Origin of the sequence: Methylohalobius crimeensis 10Ki, assembly GCF_000421465.1 — a bacterium.
Lineage (GTDB): Bacteria > Pseudomonadota > Gammaproteobacteria > Methylococcales > Methylothermaceae > Methylohalobius > Methylohalobius crimeensis.
Map to the genome: position 1 here is coordinate 814633 of NZ_ATXB01000001.1, position 14988 is coordinate 829620.

A 14988-nucleotide genomic window follows, 5' to 3' on the forward strand; every position below is an offset into this window, starting at 1 on the left:
GAATAGAGGATTGGTTCAAGATGGGTTTCGGCTATCGCTTCTACCCATTTTTACAAACTATTGGATCGATCTATTCCCTTACCGGGGGTGGAATTGGGTGGCGTGTTTTTCCATAGGTTGCAATTATCTTGCGCACGTAATTCTGGGTTTCTTTATAAGGGGGGATTCCTTGGTATTTTTGAATGGTATTTTCGCCGGCATTATAAGCAGCCAATGCGAGCCTCACGTTACCTTTGAAATGCCGTAGTAGCCAGTTTAAATATGCTGAACCGCCTTTGATATTTTCGACAGGATTCCAAACGTTCCTGACACCGAACCGTTTTGCGGTGGCGGGAATCAACTGCATCAGTCCCCGAGCATTTTTCGCGGACAACGCGTTGGGGTCAAAAGCAGATTCAGCATTGATCACGGCGAGCACGAGTTCCGGGTCAACCTTGAATTGGGGCGCGATGGACCGCACCCAATTTGTTATCTGGATCTTGGTGATATTGGTTTTCCTGAAAGAGCAACGCGAATCATATTTGGGTTGGATGGAACCATACTTTTTAAGTATTCTTGCCGCTTGTGCATCACCCAATGCGGCAGCCTGTTCGAACCAACCTAAGGCAACCGCCAGATCGCGCTTCAACCCCTTGCCAGCCATGAACAGCCATCCGATACTAAAGAACGCACTGGGATTACCCAATTTGGCCGCATAGCAGTAATATCTATAAGCTCGTTTGTAATCGCTCCTCACGCCTTGCCCGAGTTCGTAACGCACCCCTTTTTTCCATAATTCGCGCGAATACAAAGAGGGTGAGTCGGCTATTGTGATGGTGGGGTGCGTAACAATCAGCAGGAGAAAGACCAGACGCCGCACTACTCCCAGCAAGGAGCATGCGAAGAAGGAGGAGGCACTCGAGCGGTTCATGTTGAAATATCGCCCAAAGTTGCGGAAAGCGAAAAAAGATCTTGTTCAACATCGTTCGACTCGATGCCGATGTTGTTTCCAACTATCGGAAATTCATTGTGATTGATGTCGCTATTCAATTCAAGTTTGACTAGGACTGTGCAGCCAGTGAAAGAAGCCCGCGTAGGATGGGTAGAGCGCAGCGAAACCAGAGGATTGGACAAGATTGGATTTTGGCTATCGCCTCTACCCATCATGCGACAGTTATGCTGTGGAGAAATTAGAGAATTACAAGTTTCCAGGTCAGCGCCTTCAAATGCCTGTGAATATATTCCAATTGCTTTCCGTATGCCTGCCTATTCGATTTCCAATGCCAAAAAAAGACGTTTCTCCAGGTCACCTCCTCTTGTTTTTCTCGAGATGATAGGCACGAATTCGCTCCAAAATCGGCTTCCGCTCGTACTGCCAAAATCCCAAGATGCCCCTATACAACCGAAATTCCCAGCGGCTGCCGATTGTCTGATTCGTCCAGAATTCCCGATCCAGCGGCGCCCGGATTTGGGGAAGCCGGGGATCATCGGCTTTCAGAATCGAGCCCTCCTGAAGTTGAAATCCTCGGTTGCGGGGGCCGATTTCGTCTGTGGCAGCGTTGACGCGCAGCGCTCCCGGATAGGCCGCCAGGGCACCGCCGACTCCGACCAGCGCGGCAAATACCACCACTTCGAGTTTGGACAGCCCGGTGTCTCTGAGGAGGAGACCTGTCGACCCGGCTACGATCGCGCCGCTTCCCAGGAGCAATTCCCAAGGCAGCGGATCGACAGATATATAGGGGGCGAGAATATATCCGTCCACAATGCCGTAGAGAGAAAGCAGTGCCAATACGCCGATGGCCAGCATCGCTTCCGGGACTTTGGTCAAGTCGCTGCCGCGCACTTTGGTCGGCGGTCGCGCGGCGATTTCTACCGGAATCCCCGCCGCTCGTACCTGGCGCAACAAGAGGTGCTTAATCAGGGCCGCTTGCAAATCGTCCCGCGTCAGCCTGCGCAGCCGTAGCGGGATATATTTTTCCCGGTCACTCGAGGCGCGCCACATTTCGGGACGAATCCGTCGCCGTTTGCCGTCTCGTCCGGTCAGTATCAACTCCATCGCATTTCTTTGCACGCCTGGGTGAAGAACCGCGCCTTTCACCTCGTTCCAACTCAGCGGCCAGTCACGTTCGAGTTGGCGACCCAGCCATGCAGGAAGCCCCGAACTGAAACGGATTCCTTGTCCATCCACAAACAAGCGAGCCGAATTTTGATACCGCCGTTGAAATGGAAATATCGCCACAGCCGCCACGCCGGAACCGCCCAACAGCACCAACTGTAATGGGTCTTTCGTCAATTCTTCGATGAGGCGGGGACCGATTTCCTCAAAGTCGATACCGAGCAATGGAAAGCCAAGGGTGAGAAGAAGAATGGGCAATAAATTCAGCATAACGGTAAAGGCAAGCGGACTTTTGCGTCTCAGGAAGGTTATTTCATTCATGAAAGCGAAGCCTTGGATGAGGGGTGCCCAATCGTTAGTGACCAGTGGTGGTCATAATATAATGGAAAGTATAGTCCATTATTGCAGTTGCATACCGTCCGTATGGAGCGGGCAGGGAATATTTCAGCATGACTGCAAATCGCGAACGATGCGTTTCCTTTGTCGGCGCATCCTAACGAAGATAACGGTGGCTACAGCACCCGAGAGGATCGGGTTAGTTTGATATGGGAGGAGATAGGGAGAATGTATGATGGGCCGTGTTGGATTCGAACCAACGACCATCGCATTAAAAGTGGGATACCGCCCATTCCCCGTATACGCCACCACGTAACAATTCTTGGATAAACAGTAACTTATCTTATTGCTTGTGTGGTGTCGTATTGCCGAATATCGCCCTATTTTGTGTACAAGTGTCCCGTCAGTGTCCCATGGGACAATGGGGTAAACCCTTACCAGGCAAGGCTTCCAGGGCTTGGGTGGTTTGGCGGCGGGGTGTTCAGTGTCCGCAATTTGCGTTTCCGTGCAAGGCTTTCGAACGCCTTTCGGAAGGTGGGGGCTACTGTCTAGCGGGGGTGGCAATACGGATAGCGGAAAGCCGTAAGTGATTGATATTGAAGGCATTATTTCCTGAATGAAAATGATTATCAGAGGGTCCCTGGTTCTCATCGAGAGCCGCGCGGCGAGCTACCAGCGCGGTTTTCGAAAGTTTTTCAGTCCCCCATGGGCCAGCAGCATATTAGCTTTCCCTAATAGTCTGGAATTGGCTATCCACCAGGGCGGTAATGCCATTGCTTATTCGGTCAAAGTGACGGCATCGGTGGTGGGTTTATCTGTCACCGTTGATAGTGAAGGGTTGGGGTGATGGCGGTTTCTTGGGGTAGCCCACCCCCCCTGGGTGCCTTCGTTTCGACGCTTATATCGGCTTACACGGCGTCGGTTTTTGGCAATGGATGGGAAATTCCCCGAATGTTTGCGTAAAAGCCCTGCTACACTTGCTACAGTCCCACAAAAACCCCTGTAGCCCGCATTCCCCTAGGGCTGAAGGCGTAGCAAGCTAATTTGCTACAGTCTGCTACGCCTGCTACACGGCTGCAAAAGCTACGACAGCTTAGGGTGGACGCGGTACACCACCCCCGGCTTATCCCTTTCCGGCGGGGCCAACTTCAGCCACCCCAATTCGCAGAGCATCGCCATCGTTTCCCTTGCTTCTTCGGCCCTGGGACGTGGGCTTGGGCCGAATTGCTGAAGCTGCCGGGCGGTGACGGTTTCCTTTCCGCTTTGCCGAAGCCAGTCCACCACAGCACGGGCGCGGCGGGCGTCGTCGGTGCCTTGGGCCATTCCCAACATGCGCTTTGCCTCGGTCAGGTGCCAGTGGCCTAACACTTCCGCGCGGTCCCACGTGCCCAATGAAACGTAGCTGTATTCCGCTTTCAGCGCGTCCGGGTTCTCCAGGACGCTGAAAAGTCCGGCCAGCTTGACGACCTGGCTTGTGAACTTGCTTGCCACGTCCCTGTAGTCCGCAAACGCGCCACCGTCCCGCATTTCAATTTCAATCGCGTTGTGCAGTTCCCGCCGTGCTTCCTGGGCTTCGTCGTCCAGCCGTATCACGTGCGGCTTGGTGCCAACTTCTATTTCCAAGGCGGCGCGTACCACGTCGAAGAATGGTTCCAGCTTTGTTTCATCGATGCCGTCGTCGTCGGGTTCCTCTAGGCGGTAGCCCGCCAGGGAAGGCAAGCCGACGGGCCATATCCGCGCCAGCAGCCCGCTTCCGCGCATGGTGGTGTGTCCGGCAAGCTGCGCCCATTTGTCGGGCTGGATATAGACGCAAACATTCAGCGCTGGGTGGAGAATCACCCTTTCGTCTGGCATGTCGCCGGGGCCGCCCACCCTATCGCGGCTTATGGTATCGCCCGAAATGCCTTCCAGGTAAATGCCTTCGGCGGTTCCGCCGTTTTCATAGCGCCCAAGAAGATTGTTAACGATTTTTCGACCTTCGCCCGATAGCACAGAAAAAGCCCCATCGCGGTCGTGCATCAACTGAAATAGGCGTTCCGGCGTCGTGTCGCTTGTCCATAACCTTGGAGCCGGGGGTGGTTTCTTCCGCTGCGCTTCAATGTCCGCCAAGTCGCGCGCCAGAACGTCCAGCCCCAGCTTTTCCTTTTTGGCGTCCCGTCGGGTTTGGGTGGCCAAGTCGTCCAGGGCGGTATTGTGGGCGGCTACCCGCGCCAATTCGGCTTCCCATTCCGGTCCCTTCGCTTCCTGCCATTTCAAGGCGGGTTGTTCCAACGCCTTAAAAACCGGCGATTTCCGTTCCCCGCTTCCGGCGACCAGCGCCATAAAGAACGTTGGAAAATGTCGCAGCGCGCGTTTCTCTTGGACGATGACGGACTTGCGCAGGGCGGCGGCGAGCATACCCAAGCCAACGGTGCCCGGTGCTGATGCGGGGACGTAGGCGCTTCGTTCCAGTTCCTGGGCGGCCACCCGTAAGCGTTCTGGAAGCATTTCGATGGGGTATCGTTCCGGTTCGCTGCCATCGTTCGGCAAGGGCTGGGGTTCGGGCCATTCCGACAGGGCAGTTTCAAACCATTCCTTCGGCGGCGCTTCCATGGCTTTCTTGACGGCAGCGAAAACCACTTCCCGCAGCGTTTCCACGTCCGCCTCATCGATGGGTGAAAAGCCGTCCCAGCCGTCATACCGGGCTTGGATGAAGTCCACCACGTCCCCGCCTTCAGGCAGGCCGGGCAACCGGGCAAGCTGTATCTTTGGTGGCTTGTCTAAGCCGCTCAGCGCCTTGCAAACGTCCCTTGCATAGCCTTCCCCCGGTTCGTTCGCGTCAGGTAGAATGATGACACGTCCGGCATTCCGAAGCGGCTTCCAGTCGGCCTTGGCGGCGGCCTGGCTTCCACCTTGCGAAGTCACGCATGGCAGCCCCAAGGAATGCAACGCGGCGGCGGCTTTTTCGCCTTCGGAAACGAAAGTCGTCTTGCCAGGGCGTATCGTGTCCATCCCGAAAAGTGGCCGGGGGGTAGGCAGCCCCCCCGGTTTCCAGCCTTGGCCGTTGGGCTTGAAGAATGGAACCACCACTTTTTTTTCGCCGGGCTTGTCATAGCGCGCCACCAATCCCAACGTCCTGCCGTCCTGGGTGTAGCGCCAGGCATAGCGAAACCGCTTTCCTTCGTATGTTTGGGGTATCCCGTCCATAGTCACCCCCTTCCCGCTAGAATTTTGGCCGCGTCCAGGGGCTGGATGCGGTGGAATTGGGCGACAAAGCTTATCGTGTCACCACCCGAAGCCCCGCAACTGAAGCACTTATACCCACCCGTACGTAGGTTCACCCGAAAGCTTCCCCGTCGGTTGTCGTCGTGGAACGGGCATAGTCCGCCGTCCGTCCATCCTTGGGCGTTCTGCTTGCGCTTCATCTCGGGCAAATACCGCGCAAATACATGTTCGGGAGGTACTTGGCGGCGCGCCAGGTCAAATACATGTTTCATGCGCGCCACCCCCAGAGCCCCAAGCTGCGTGCTGAAAATTCCTGCCCGCGCGTCCCGGCCATGGTGATAGCCCATCCAGGCAATCTGTATCGGGCAACTGGGCGGTGACGTTCAGACGGCGCGTTTGCGGTAGGAAATGCCACGTCGTCAATCGTTTCTATCGGCCAAGCCATGCCGCGCAATCGGTGCATTACGGCACCTAAGCGCCATGAACCCGTTGTCCGAATGAATGCGGGGCTATCCAGCAGTCGTCCGGACAGCAGCATCCCCAGCGCGAAGCCGTCCAAGGTGGCGGCACTGGGGTATTGAAGCACCACGGGCGGCAAGTCGCCGTTTCCGTAAAGGGTGGTTTGGTTCATTCCGCCCCCCCAGCCCGGCGGGCACATTCGAAAAATCGGGCTTCGTCGACAAGTAGTTTTCGGCCGACCTTGACGAAAGCTGGGGCAAAGCCGTTTTTATCGCGGTAGAACGCCAAATGACGCAAACCGCCGGTGCTCGGCCATGGATGGAAGTTTTCCCATTTTGTTAGGGGGATGAGTCTTGTTTCAGGCATTGTTGTTTACCCACGTTTTCGTTAATGACGCGGGCAATGCTATTAGCCTTTTTCTGAAAATAAATTGGGGATAATTGGGGGAATATATTTTCCCCTAATTTTATGGCGCGGTGTATGCGGGCTTTGGCGGGATAAAAAATAATTGGGGAAAGTGGGTTTCCCATAATTATGGTTTTTTGCTCGGACGCCCTGCGTTCTTTTTGAATCGGGGGTGGCGCTTAATTAATTCCCTCCAAAATTCACGGAATTTTTCGAAGGTGTCGTTATCGAAGGTGTCGTTATCGAAGGTGTCGTTATCGAATTGAAGCTTTTCGAATATTTCTTCGCGCGTCATTTTCTGTATGTCGGGGTTTTTTCTTTTGGCCCACAAAAGAAAAGCTGCTTCCCTAATCTTATATCCAGGCGTTTCCGTCCCAGCTATCAGCCATTTGAAAAGCTGGGTATCCGGCGGCGGCAATGTGTCGTGTTTCTTCAAGAATGCCCGCAGCGTTTCCCGCCCCACGTAGAACGCGCCACCAAGCTTGACGTGTTCCCACCCATGGCGTGCCATTGGGCGGGGTTCGATGACGCGGGAAGGCTTCAACGCGCCACGCTTGCAGGCGTTTTCAAGCAACCGCTGGAAGTCGAAGCGGGCTTTGTCGTTATCGCCGTGCCATAGGCGGGCAGCTTCGTAGGGCGTCAGTTCGCCCCGTTCAAGCAGGGGAATGAAATCGCTTTCGAAGTCTGAAAGTGCCATAAAAACCTTACTGATTATGTGGTGTAGCAGGTGTAGCAACGGCGTAGCAAACCGGGGAAATCGCTGCAGGCCGCATGGCTACTGGGGTTGCGGGGGATGTGTAGCAATGTAGCAAGTGTAGCAGGACGTATCAGAATACTTTTTGCGCCATGTCTTCTAGAACCCCCCGGATGTGGGTTTCCGATAGGTGGGAATACCGCTTCACCATGGCCAGGGTTTTGTGTCCTAACACTTCGGCTATCTCGCCTGGGGTCGCCCCGTTCATGGCCAAGTAGGAAGCGCATGAATGCCGCAAGTCATGAAATTTGAAGTCGGTTATTTCGGCTTCTTTTAGGGCATTCAACCAAGGCTTGCGCAGCAGGGCGGGCTTTCCGGTATTGCCGGGGAATACCAGGGGGCTATCCAGTCGTCTAACCTTGGAATGTTCCCGCAACACTTCCAGCGCGGGGCCTACCAACGCCACCCGGCGTCGCTCCCCGTTTTTGGTGTGGTGCAAGACAATGGAACCCTTCGCCAAGTCCACGTCATGCCATTCAAGGTTCATTATTTCCCCTTGCCGCATGCCGGTTGATAGGGCCAGTACCACCACGGGGTAAAGATAGGGGTTGCTTGATTGCTTGCAGGCTTTCAGCAGGCGGGCGCGTTCGTTATCGTCCAAGAAGCGGACACGGCCATTATTGAAGGTGGGCTTCTTCACCTTGCGGGCGGGGTTGTCTTGAAGCCACCCCCATTCATTCACGGCAACCGTACAAGCATGGGATAGGACTGCTAGGGCCTTGGCTACGGTGGCCGGTGCACGCCTTCCACCCTTTGCATGGGGTTCGGATAGCAGGGCGTCCCGGCCTTCGGAAATGGTGGCGGGGGTTACGTCGGCCAGCAGCAGATAGCCGTATCGTTCCTTCCACCAGCGTAAATGCCGGGCATATTCAACTTGCTGTTTGGGCTTCTTGGTGGGGATAACGTCCCGTTCATATCGGGCTATCAGGTCGGAAAGGGTGTGTTTCTTGGCTTCCGCCGTCTTGAAGTGTCTACCTTCCCGAATAGCGGCTTCCGTGCTTTGCGCCCATTTACGGGCGTCTGTCAGGCGTTTGAAGGTGGCGGTTTGGGTGGGATACCCTTTCAGTCGAACCTTGACGCGGTAGACAGTTTCCCCGGCTTCTGTGGTACGCTTTTCGATACTTGCCATGGCCGATACCCCTATATCGGTTGGTGGTAGGTTTACCCGGTTGGTGCTGCAACACCTTCCGGGTTTTTCATTTCTGGTAGCTTATCACAAACCGCTGAACGTCACGATACAACACGGCTTAAGGGGTATCTTTTTTTCCAAGTGTCCCGTCAGTGTCCCACGGACATAAAAAAAGCCCCACGCTTTCACGTAAGGCTTTGATTTTATTGGTGGGCCGTGTTGGATTCGAACCAACGACCATCGCATTAAAAGTGCGGTGCTCTACCGACTGAGCTAACGGCCCCAAAACGAAAGTCGGTTATGGTAATGGGGAAATAGAAAAAATGCAAGTTTTGGCGCATCGCCGGTAAATTTCATGGCAAAGCGCTTGAACCCGGCTATGATATTGAGTGAGATGATATCGATTGAGTATCGCGGGTGATTGCGATTTAACCGGAACCAGGATCTGTCTGAATGGATACGGAACTCGAACTGGATCGGCTCGGTGCCGCGATCGCATCTTTGGTGCGGCGCCCCAGGCCGATCCCTCTCTTCTGCGGAGTGCAGCAATACGCTTGGGGGGATTTCGATTTCATTCCTCGATTGCTGGGCAAGACCAATCCCGACCGTGATCCGTTTGCGGAGCTCTGGATCGGCGCCCATCCGGATTTACCCGCTCAGGCGGTGATCGGCCGCACCCGGGTTTCTTTGTCGGATCTGCTGCCGGAGGCGGTGGAGTGCTTGCTGGGAGCGGATGCGAAAATTAGATATCAAGGGCAGTTGCCGTTTTTGATGAAAATCCTGGCCGCCGGCCGGCCTCTGTCGATTCAGGTTCACCCGGATAAACATCAGGCCGAAGCGGGCTTCGCTCGGGAGCATCGCTTGAAGATCCCTCTGGATTCTCCGCGGCGCAACTACCGCGATTGCAACCATAAGCCGGAATTATTGTGTGCCTTGACCGATTTCTATGCCCTGAAGGGCTTCCGTCCGGAGTCGGAGATCGCCGATCAGTTGGCGAGCATTCCGGAGTGGCGGGGATTGGCCGAGCGCTTTAGGGATGAGGGGCTGAAAAAATTCTACTATCATTTGATGACCTTACCGCAATCGGTCGTGGACGAAATGCTGGCCCCTGTGGTGGCGCGATTGCGGTGGGAGGGACCTTTTCCCAAGGACCGCCGCGAATATTGGCTGCTGCGGGCGGATGAACTTTACTCCCAGGGGGCGCACCACGATCGGGGGCTGTTTTCCCTCTATCTTCTGAATTTTCTTTGCCTGCGGCCCGGCGAGGCGATTTTTCAGCATGCCGGCGAACTCCATTCCTATCTGGAAGGAGTGGGGGTGGAAGTCATGGCCAATTCCAATAATGTATTGCGCGGCGGCTTGACCCCCAAGCATGTGGATGTCCCCGCTTTGTTGGAGATTGTGAAATTCGAGGGCAAAAAAGCGGAGATCCTCTCTTCCCGCCATCAAGAAGGAGGGGCGGCGTATCCGGCCCCGGTGGACGAATTCGTCTTAAGTTGTTTGGATTTGTCTTGCGGTCGGACTTACTCCTCGGAAGGTCCGCTGCGCTTGGGCATCGTTTTGGAAGGAAGCGTCCGGGTGAACTGGGAAACCGGTCAAATGCGCTTGTTCCGAGGGCAGTCTTTTTTGATTCCCCACGGTTGTCGTTGTCGGTTGCAGTCCGAGGACGACGTCGTGATTTATCAGGCGGCCTGTTCGATATAATAGTTTGAGCGCCTCAGAAGGGCGGCGTAATCGTTGTGATCTTTCGCTAGTATGGGTAAAATTACCTGTTTGATTTTAGCGAATGATGTCATTCGCTCCTTGCTTTACTGCCATGGGTGGAAAGCTGTTTTTAAACCGTAAGGAGCTATTTATGCGACACTACGAAATCGTATTTCTGGTCCATCCGGACCAAAGCCCCCAGGTCCCGGCTATGCTGGAGCGCTACGGGGCGATGATCGAGAACAACGGCGGCAAAATCCACCGGTTGGAGGATTGGGGCCGGCGACCGCTCACCTATTCGATCCAGAAGCTGCACAAGGCGCACTATATTTTGATGAACATTGAGTGCGACCAGAAGACCATCGAAGAGGTCCAGAATCATTTCCGCTTCAATGACGCCATTCTGCGAGATCTGATCATCCGGCGCGAGGAGGCCGTCACGGAACCCTCGTTGCTGGCCAAGGAAGGCGATTCGGAGCGCAAATCCGAACGGTCCGGCGACAAGGACGAGGAGCGTACGAAAACGGACGCCGACAAGGAAAACAAAGATTCCGAATGATCCCGATTAAAGACTAACGCAAGCGAGGCAAACTATGGCACGTTATATTAGAAGGCGGAAATATTGCCGTTTCACCGCGGAAGGCGTGAAGGAGATCGATTACAAGGATCTCGACACTCTGAAGGATTTCATCACCGAAACCGGTAAAATCGTACCCAGCCGCATCACCGGCACCAGCGCGAGATATCAAAGGCAACTGGCCACGGCGATCAAACGGGCCCGGTATTTGGCGCTTCTGCCTTACTGCGACTCCCACAAGTAACCGCGCAACTTTCCAGTCCCATGCGCTTTCTGGCCACTTTCATTATGCACGGCCGCATGCAGGCCATTGCCGTGGCGGCGACGTGCCTGATGCTGTCCTTGCTGTTGCCGCCCTTGAGTTTGCTCGCGGCGGCGGTGGTGGCCTTGGTCAGCTTGCGCATGGGATGGCGCGAGGGGCTCAATACCTTGGTGGCGGGCGCCCTGGCGGCGGGACTTCTGGGCGCCATTGTGCTGGGCAACTTTATCTTGCCGGTCGGTTACGGCTTGATGCTTTGGCTGCCCGTATGGGGGGCGGCCCTGGTGCTGCGCCAGAGCCGCGATCTGGGGTGGACCCTGGAAGCGGTCACCCTGCTGGGTTTGCTCGGCGTGGTGTTCATTTATCTGGTCAGCCCCGCCCCGGCCGCCTTTTGGCAGGAAAGGATTCAACAAGTCTTCGGCTCCCTGGGGGTCCAGGCCGGATTGGACCCGGACCAGTGGAAGACCCGCGTGGATACGATCGCCCGCTATATGACGGGAGTCATGGCCGCCGGTATGGTATCCAGCTTGGCGTTGAGCTTATTGCTGGGGCGTTGGTGGCAATCGTTGCTGTTCAACCCGGGCGGTTTTCGGAGCGAGTTCTTGACCATGCGTCTGCATAAACCCTCGGTTTACCTGGCCTTAGGCCTGGCCGGTGCGGCTGTGGTGTTGACGGGTCAAGGCTACGAGGCGGTGGTCAATCTGCTCGTGGTCCTGGGCGTGCTTTATGTGGTGGCGGGAACCGCCGTGCTCCACGCGATTCTTGCCGGACGCGGTCAGAAGGTATTGCTGGCTGTGTTGTATGTATTGATGTTATTCGTTCCCCACGTGTTCGCGCCGATCGCGCTGGTCGGTTTCACCGACGCCTGGTTCGATTGGCGCGCCCGGTTCATGCCGGCGGGGAATTAAATTGAGATTGAGGTAAAACGACGATGGAAGTGATTCTGCTGGAAAAAGTCGCCAATTTGGGTGATTTGGGCACCCGGGTGGAGGTAAAACCCGGTTATGCCAGAAACTTTTTGATTCCTCAGGGCAAGGCTGTGCGGGCGACTTCGGAACGCATCGCCGAATTCGAGCAGCGCCGCGCCGAATTGGAAAAGAAAGCCGCCGAATCCCTGGCCGCGGCTCAGGCGCGTGCGGCCAAATTGGCCGAGCTGGAAGTGGTGATTACCCAGAAGGCCGGTCCCGAGGGCAAGCTGTACGGATCGGTGGGCACCCAGAACATCGCCGAGGCGGTCACCGCCGCCGGGGTGGAAGTGACCCGGCAAGAAGTGAATCTTCCGGAAGGTCCGCTGCGTCAGACCGGCGAGCATCCAATCGATCTGCAGCTGCATCCGGATGTGGTGGCCACCGTCAAGGTTCTGGTTCAGCCGGAATAAAACGCAATTGCCGCGCGCCCGACGACCCGGTAGTTGAGCCGGGTGGGGCGCGCTTTATGGACTCTCCGCCGTCAATTCGGCGAAGGATCGACCGATGGCGGCACTCGGAGGGTAAAGGTAACTGGACCGTCGTTGGTCAGGCTCACCTGCATGTTGGCGCCGAAGCGGCCGGTGGATACTTTTGAGTATCGGGTTCCGATCGCCGCTACCAATTGTTCGAACAGCTGTCGACCGGTATCGGGATCGGCGGCCGGCGTGAAACTGGGGCGGTTGCCCTTGCGGGTATCCGCGGCCAGCGTAAACTGCGGCACCAGCAGCAACTCCCCGCCGCTATCGACGACGTTCAAGTTCATTCGATCTTCCCGGTCGGGAAAGACTCGATAGCCCAGAAGGCGCTGGGCCATCCGCTTGATCTCCGCCGGGGTGTCGCCTTTTTCCACTGCGGCCAAAATCAGCAATCCGCGGCCGATTTCTCCCACCGTTTCCCCGACCACCGTGACTCGAGCATGAGTGACGCGCTGCAATACCGCGATCATTCTTTACCGTTTTCCTTCTTCAACAGATTGAGTATTTCCATCGGCAGCGGAAAGACGATGGTGCTGGATTTGTCGCCCGCGATTTCGATCAGGGTTTGGAAATAGCGGAGCAGGATCGCCTGGCGTTCCTTGGATAAGGTGCGGGCGGCGGCCAGCAGCTTTTCCGACGCCTGCATTTCACCTTCGGCGTGAATGACTTTCGCCCGCCGTTCCCGTTCGGCTTCGGCTTGGCGGGCGATGGCGCGGATCATGCTTTCGTCCAGATCCACCCGTTTGATTTCCACGTTGGCCACCTTGATGCCCCAGGCGTCGGTCTGTTCGTCGAGGATGGTTTGGATGTCGGCGTTGAGCTTGTCCCTCTCGGCCAGCATTTCGTCCAGTTCGTGCTGGCCCAGGACCGAGCGCAAGGTGGTTTGGGCGAGTTGGCTGGTGGCATCGTAGTAATTTTCCACCTGAATCGTCGCCCGGGCCGAGTCGATCACGCGGAAGTAGAGTACCGCGTCCACCCGCACTGAGACGTTGTCGTGGGAGATAACGTCCTGGCGCGGCACGTCCATCACGATGGTGCGCATGTCTACCCGCTTCATCCGCTGAATGAAGGGAATCACCAAAATCAGGCCGGGTCCCTTCACCTTGTAGAAGCGGCCGAGGAGAAAGATTACCCCGCGCTCGTATTCCCACAGAATCCGGATGGCGCTGAGGATGAACAGCAGAAGCAGAACAAGGACGACGATGAGAGCATTCATGGGACATCTTCCTCCCGCAGTGGTGTGACAAATAGGGTCAGGCCGTCGAGACGCGATACCTTGAGCTGTTCTCCCCGGCGCACCGGTTTTTCGCTGATGGCGTGCCAACGTTCGCTGTGGAGACGCACCCAGCCTTCCCGGTCGAAATCTTCCAAGGCCACCGCGATTTTATGCAGTACTTCCTCGGAGCCGGTCGCCGCCGGCCTTCGCCGCGCTTTGAGAACCATGCCCAGGCCGAGCACGAACAACAGGGCGGAGGTGATGGCGAAACCCAAAATCAGTTCCAAGTGGATGCTGAAACCGGGCACGCCGGTATCGATGAGCATGATGGAGCCGAGGGTGAAAGCGGCGACGCCTCCGATTCCCAAAATACCGAAGCTGGGGACGAAGGCTTCGGCCGTCATTAGGGCGACCCCGAGGACGATCAATGCCAAGCCGGCGTAGTTGATGGGCAGAACCTGAAAGGCGAACAGGGCCAGCAGCAAGCAAATGGATCCCAGAACGCCGGGAACGATGGCGCCCGGATTGGAGAATTCGAAGATCAGCCCGTAAATGCCCAGCAGCATCAAAATGTAGGCGATGTTGGGATCGGTCAATAGGGTCAGGATGCGGGTGCGCCAGTCCGGTTCGTATTTTTTCAGGGGCAGCCCGGAAGTCTGCAAGGTGATTTCCCGCCCCAATACCACGACTTTGCGGTCCTCCAATTGCCTGAGCAGATCGCCCACATCGCCGGCGACCAGATCGATGACATTCTGTTGCAGGGCTTCTTCCGCGGTGAGGGTGGCGGCTTCGCGCACGGCTTTCTCCGCCCACTCGGCGTTGCGGCCACGCAATTTGGCCAGTCCTTTGATGTAGGCCACCGCGTCGTTGACCATCTTGTGTTGCATGGCGTTGCCCGTGGAAGGGGCCGTTTCTCCCTGATCGTCGGACGGTTTCTTGTCCTTCGAGGGCAAGGGGCTGCTGCCGGGACCGGCCAATTGGACCGGGGTGGCGGCGCCGATGCTGGTGGCCGGCGCCATGGCGGCGACGTGGGCGGCATAGGTGATGTAGGTTCCGGCGCTGGCGGCGCGGGCGCCGCTGGGAGCTACATAGGCGACGATGGGAATCGGAGAGGCGATCATCCGTTTGATGATTTGGCGCATCGAGGCATCCAGGCCGCCCGGCGTGTCGATGCTTAGGATAATCAGCGAAGCCGAGGCGTCGATGGCTCGGTCAAGGCCGCGTTCGATATAATCGGCGGTGGCCGGACTGACGGGCCCTTCCAAATCCAATTGCACGATTCGATTCGCATACGCGGCGTTCGCCGTGAGGATGATGGCGGCGACCGTAAACCAAATGAACTTCATGCCTTGCTCTCGTCTTGAGCGGTGTGGTATGCATAAGCCTACGCGCTCGGGGTGTCTCGG

Annotated in this window: 15 protein-coding genes and 1 tRNA gene; 6 read left to right on the top strand and 10 right to left on the bottom strand. The window is 56.5% G+C overall.

The genetic code is table 11. The features are described from left to right. Window positions 1–70: 70 nt before the first annotated feature. Window positions 71–910 (bottom strand): lytic transglycosylase domain-containing protein, encoded by an 840-nt coding sequence (locus tag H035_RS18115; protein WP_022947768.1) that lies wholly within the window; start codon window positions 908–910, stop codon window positions 71–73. A 375-nt stretch (window positions 911–1285) separates the two neighbouring features. Then, window positions 1286–2416, bottom strand: coding sequence for a hypothetical protein (locus H035_RS0104310; protein ID WP_152485962.1), 1131 nt, complete (start codon window positions 2414–2416; stop codon window positions 1286–1288). A 631-nt stretch (window positions 2417–3047) separates the two neighbouring features. Here H035_RS0104310 and H035_RS0104315 point away from each other — a divergent pair. Then, window positions 3048–3278, top strand: coding sequence for a hypothetical protein (locus H035_RS0104315; protein WP_022947770.1), 231 nt, complete (start codon window positions 3048–3050; stop codon window positions 3276–3278). Window positions 3279–3514: 236 nt separating this feature from the next. Here H035_RS0104315 and H035_RS0104320 read toward each other — a convergent pair whose 3' ends face one another. The 5 genes from H035_RS0104320 to H035_RS0104345 all read right to left on the bottom strand — a co-directional run bounded on the left by H035_RS0104320 (window position 3515) and on the right by H035_RS0104345 (window position 8665). Further along, a complete protein-coding gene (locus H035_RS0104320; protein ID WP_022947771.1) occupies window positions 3515–5617 on the bottom strand; it encodes a YfjI family protein in 2103 nt (700 codons plus the stop codon). Between the two features lie 2 nt (window positions 5618–5619). Further along, complete coding sequence (locus H035_RS21730; protein ID WP_200861526.1) at window positions 5620–5907, bottom strand: CHC2 zinc finger domain-containing protein; 288 nt, start codon at window positions 5905–5907, stop codon at window positions 5620–5622. Between the two features lie 719 nt (window positions 5908–6626). Beyond that, on the bottom strand, window positions 6627–7235 hold the full coding sequence (locus H035_RS0104335) for a hypothetical protein (protein WP_152485963.1): 609 nt from the start codon (window positions 7233–7235) through the stop codon (window positions 6627–6629). A gap of 91 nt (window positions 7236–7326) precedes the next feature. After that, window positions 7327–8382 (bottom strand): tyrosine-type recombinase/integrase, encoded by a 1056-nt coding sequence (locus tag H035_RS0104340; protein WP_022947774.1) that lies wholly within the window; start codon window positions 8380–8382, stop codon window positions 7327–7329. A 207-nt stretch (window positions 8383–8589) separates the two neighbouring features. Beyond that, window positions 8590–8665 (bottom strand) — tRNA-Lys (locus H035_RS0104345). 170 nt (window positions 8666–8835) lie between these two features. Here H035_RS0104345 and manA point away from each other — a divergent pair. The 5 genes from manA to rplI all read left to right on the top strand — a co-directional run bounded on the left by manA (window position 8836) and on the right by rplI (window position 12300). Then, a complete protein-coding gene (gene manA / locus H035_RS18120; protein WP_022947775.1) occupies window positions 8836–10086 on the top strand; it encodes a mannose-6-phosphate isomerase, class I in 1251 nt (416 codons plus the stop codon). 151 nt (window positions 10087–10237) lie between these two features. Beyond that, window positions 10238–10645 (top strand): 30S ribosomal protein S6, encoded by a 408-nt coding sequence (rpsF, locus tag H035_RS18125; RefSeq protein WP_022947776.1) that lies wholly within the window; start codon window positions 10238–10240, stop codon window positions 10643–10645. Window positions 10646–10679: 34 nt separating this feature from the next. Next, window positions 10680–10907 carry a 30S ribosomal protein S18 gene (rpsR, locus tag H035_RS0104360; RefSeq protein WP_022947777.1) on the top strand — a complete coding sequence of 76 codons (228 nt, stop codon included), beginning with the start codon at window positions 10680–10682 and terminating at the stop codon, window positions 10905–10907. Window positions 10908–10963: 56 nt separating this feature from the next. Further along, window positions 10964–11830: a DUF2232 domain-containing protein gene (locus tag H035_RS0104365; RefSeq protein ID WP_152485964.1), complete on the top strand. Its 867-nt coding sequence runs from the start codon at window positions 10964–10966 to the stop codon at window positions 11828–11830. 23 nt (window positions 11831–11853) lie between these two features. Then, entirely contained in the window at window positions 11854–12300 is a 447-nt protein-coding gene (gene rplI, locus H035_RS0104370) for a 50S ribosomal protein L9 (RefSeq protein WP_022947779.1), read from the top strand. Between the two features lie 71 nt (window positions 12301–12371). Here the strand turns inward: rplI and dtd are convergent, their stop codons facing one another. Genes dtd through H035_RS22580 form a run of 3 tightly spaced genes read right to left on the bottom strand, consistent with a single transcriptional unit; the run spans window position 12372 to window position 14928 of the window. Then, entirely contained in the window at window positions 12372–12836 is a 465-nt protein-coding gene (dtd, locus tag H035_RS0104375; protein ID WP_022947780.1) for a D-aminoacyl-tRNA deacylase, read from the bottom strand. After that, window positions 12833–13582, bottom strand: a complete 750-nt coding sequence (locus H035_RS0104380) for a slipin family protein (protein WP_022947781.1) — start codon at window positions 13580–13582, stop codon at window positions 12833–12835. Before H035_RS0104380 ends, dtd begins: the two co-directional genes overlap by 4 nt. Next, the gene (locus H035_RS22580; protein ID WP_022947782.1) at window positions 13579–14928 is read right to left on the bottom strand and encodes an NfeD family protein; all 1350 of its coding nucleotides are present in this window, start codon (window positions 14926–14928) and stop codon (window positions 13579–13581) included. Before H035_RS22580 ends, H035_RS0104380 begins: the two co-directional genes overlap by 4 nt. Window positions 14929–14988 lie beyond the last annotated feature (60 nt).

Excerpts from the sequence above, each read along its gene's own strand:
- H035_RS18115 (WP_022947768.1), bottom strand. The coding sequence starts at position 910 with ATGAACCGCTCGAGTGCCTCCTCCTTCTTCGCATGCTCCTTGCTGGGA.
- H035_RS0104310 (WP_152485962.1), bottom strand. The coding sequence starts at position 2,416 with ATGAATGAAATAACCTTCCTGAGACGCAAAAGTCCGCTTGCCTTTACC.
- H035_RS0104315 (WP_022947770.1), top strand. The coding sequence starts at position 3,048 with ATGAAAATGATTATCAGAGGGTCCCTGGTTCTCATCGAGAGCCGCGCG.
- H035_RS0104320 (WP_022947771.1), bottom strand. The coding sequence starts at position 5,617 with ATGGACGGGATACCCCAAACATACGAAGGAAAGCGGTTTCGCTATGCC.
- H035_RS21730 (WP_200861526.1), bottom strand. The coding sequence starts at position 5,907 with ATGAAACATGTATTTGACCTGGCGCGCCGCCAAGTACCTCCCGAACAT.
- H035_RS0104340 (WP_022947774.1), bottom strand. The coding sequence starts at position 8,382 with ATGGCAAGTATCGAAAAGCGTACCACAGAAGCCGGGGAAACTGTCTAC.
- manA (WP_022947775.1), top strand. The coding sequence starts at position 8,836 with ATGGATACGGAACTCGAACTGGATCGGCTCGGTGCCGCGATCGCATCT.
- rpsF (WP_022947776.1), top strand. The coding sequence starts at position 10,238 with ATGCGACACTACGAAATCGTATTTCTGGTCCATCCGGACCAAAGCCCC.
- rpsR (WP_022947777.1), top strand. The coding sequence starts at position 10,680 with ATGGCACGTTATATTAGAAGGCGGAAATATTGCCGTTTCACCGCGGAA.
- H035_RS0104365 (WP_152485964.1), top strand. The coding sequence starts at position 10,964 with ATGCAGGCCATTGCCGTGGCGGCGACGTGCCTGATGCTGTCCTTGCTG.
- rplI (WP_022947779.1), top strand. The coding sequence starts at position 11,854 with ATGGAAGTGATTCTGCTGGAAAAAGTCGCCAATTTGGGTGATTTGGGC.
- dtd (WP_022947780.1), bottom strand. The coding sequence starts at position 12,836 with ATGATCGCGGTATTGCAGCGCGTCACTCATGCTCGAGTCACGGTGGTC.
- H035_RS0104380 (WP_022947781.1), bottom strand. The coding sequence starts at position 13,582 with ATGAATGCTCTCATCGTCGTCCTTGTTCTGCTTCTGCTGTTCATCCTC.
- H035_RS22580 (WP_022947782.1), bottom strand. The coding sequence starts at position 14,928 with ATGAAGTTCATTTGGTTTACGGTCGCCGCCATCATCCTCACGGCGAAC.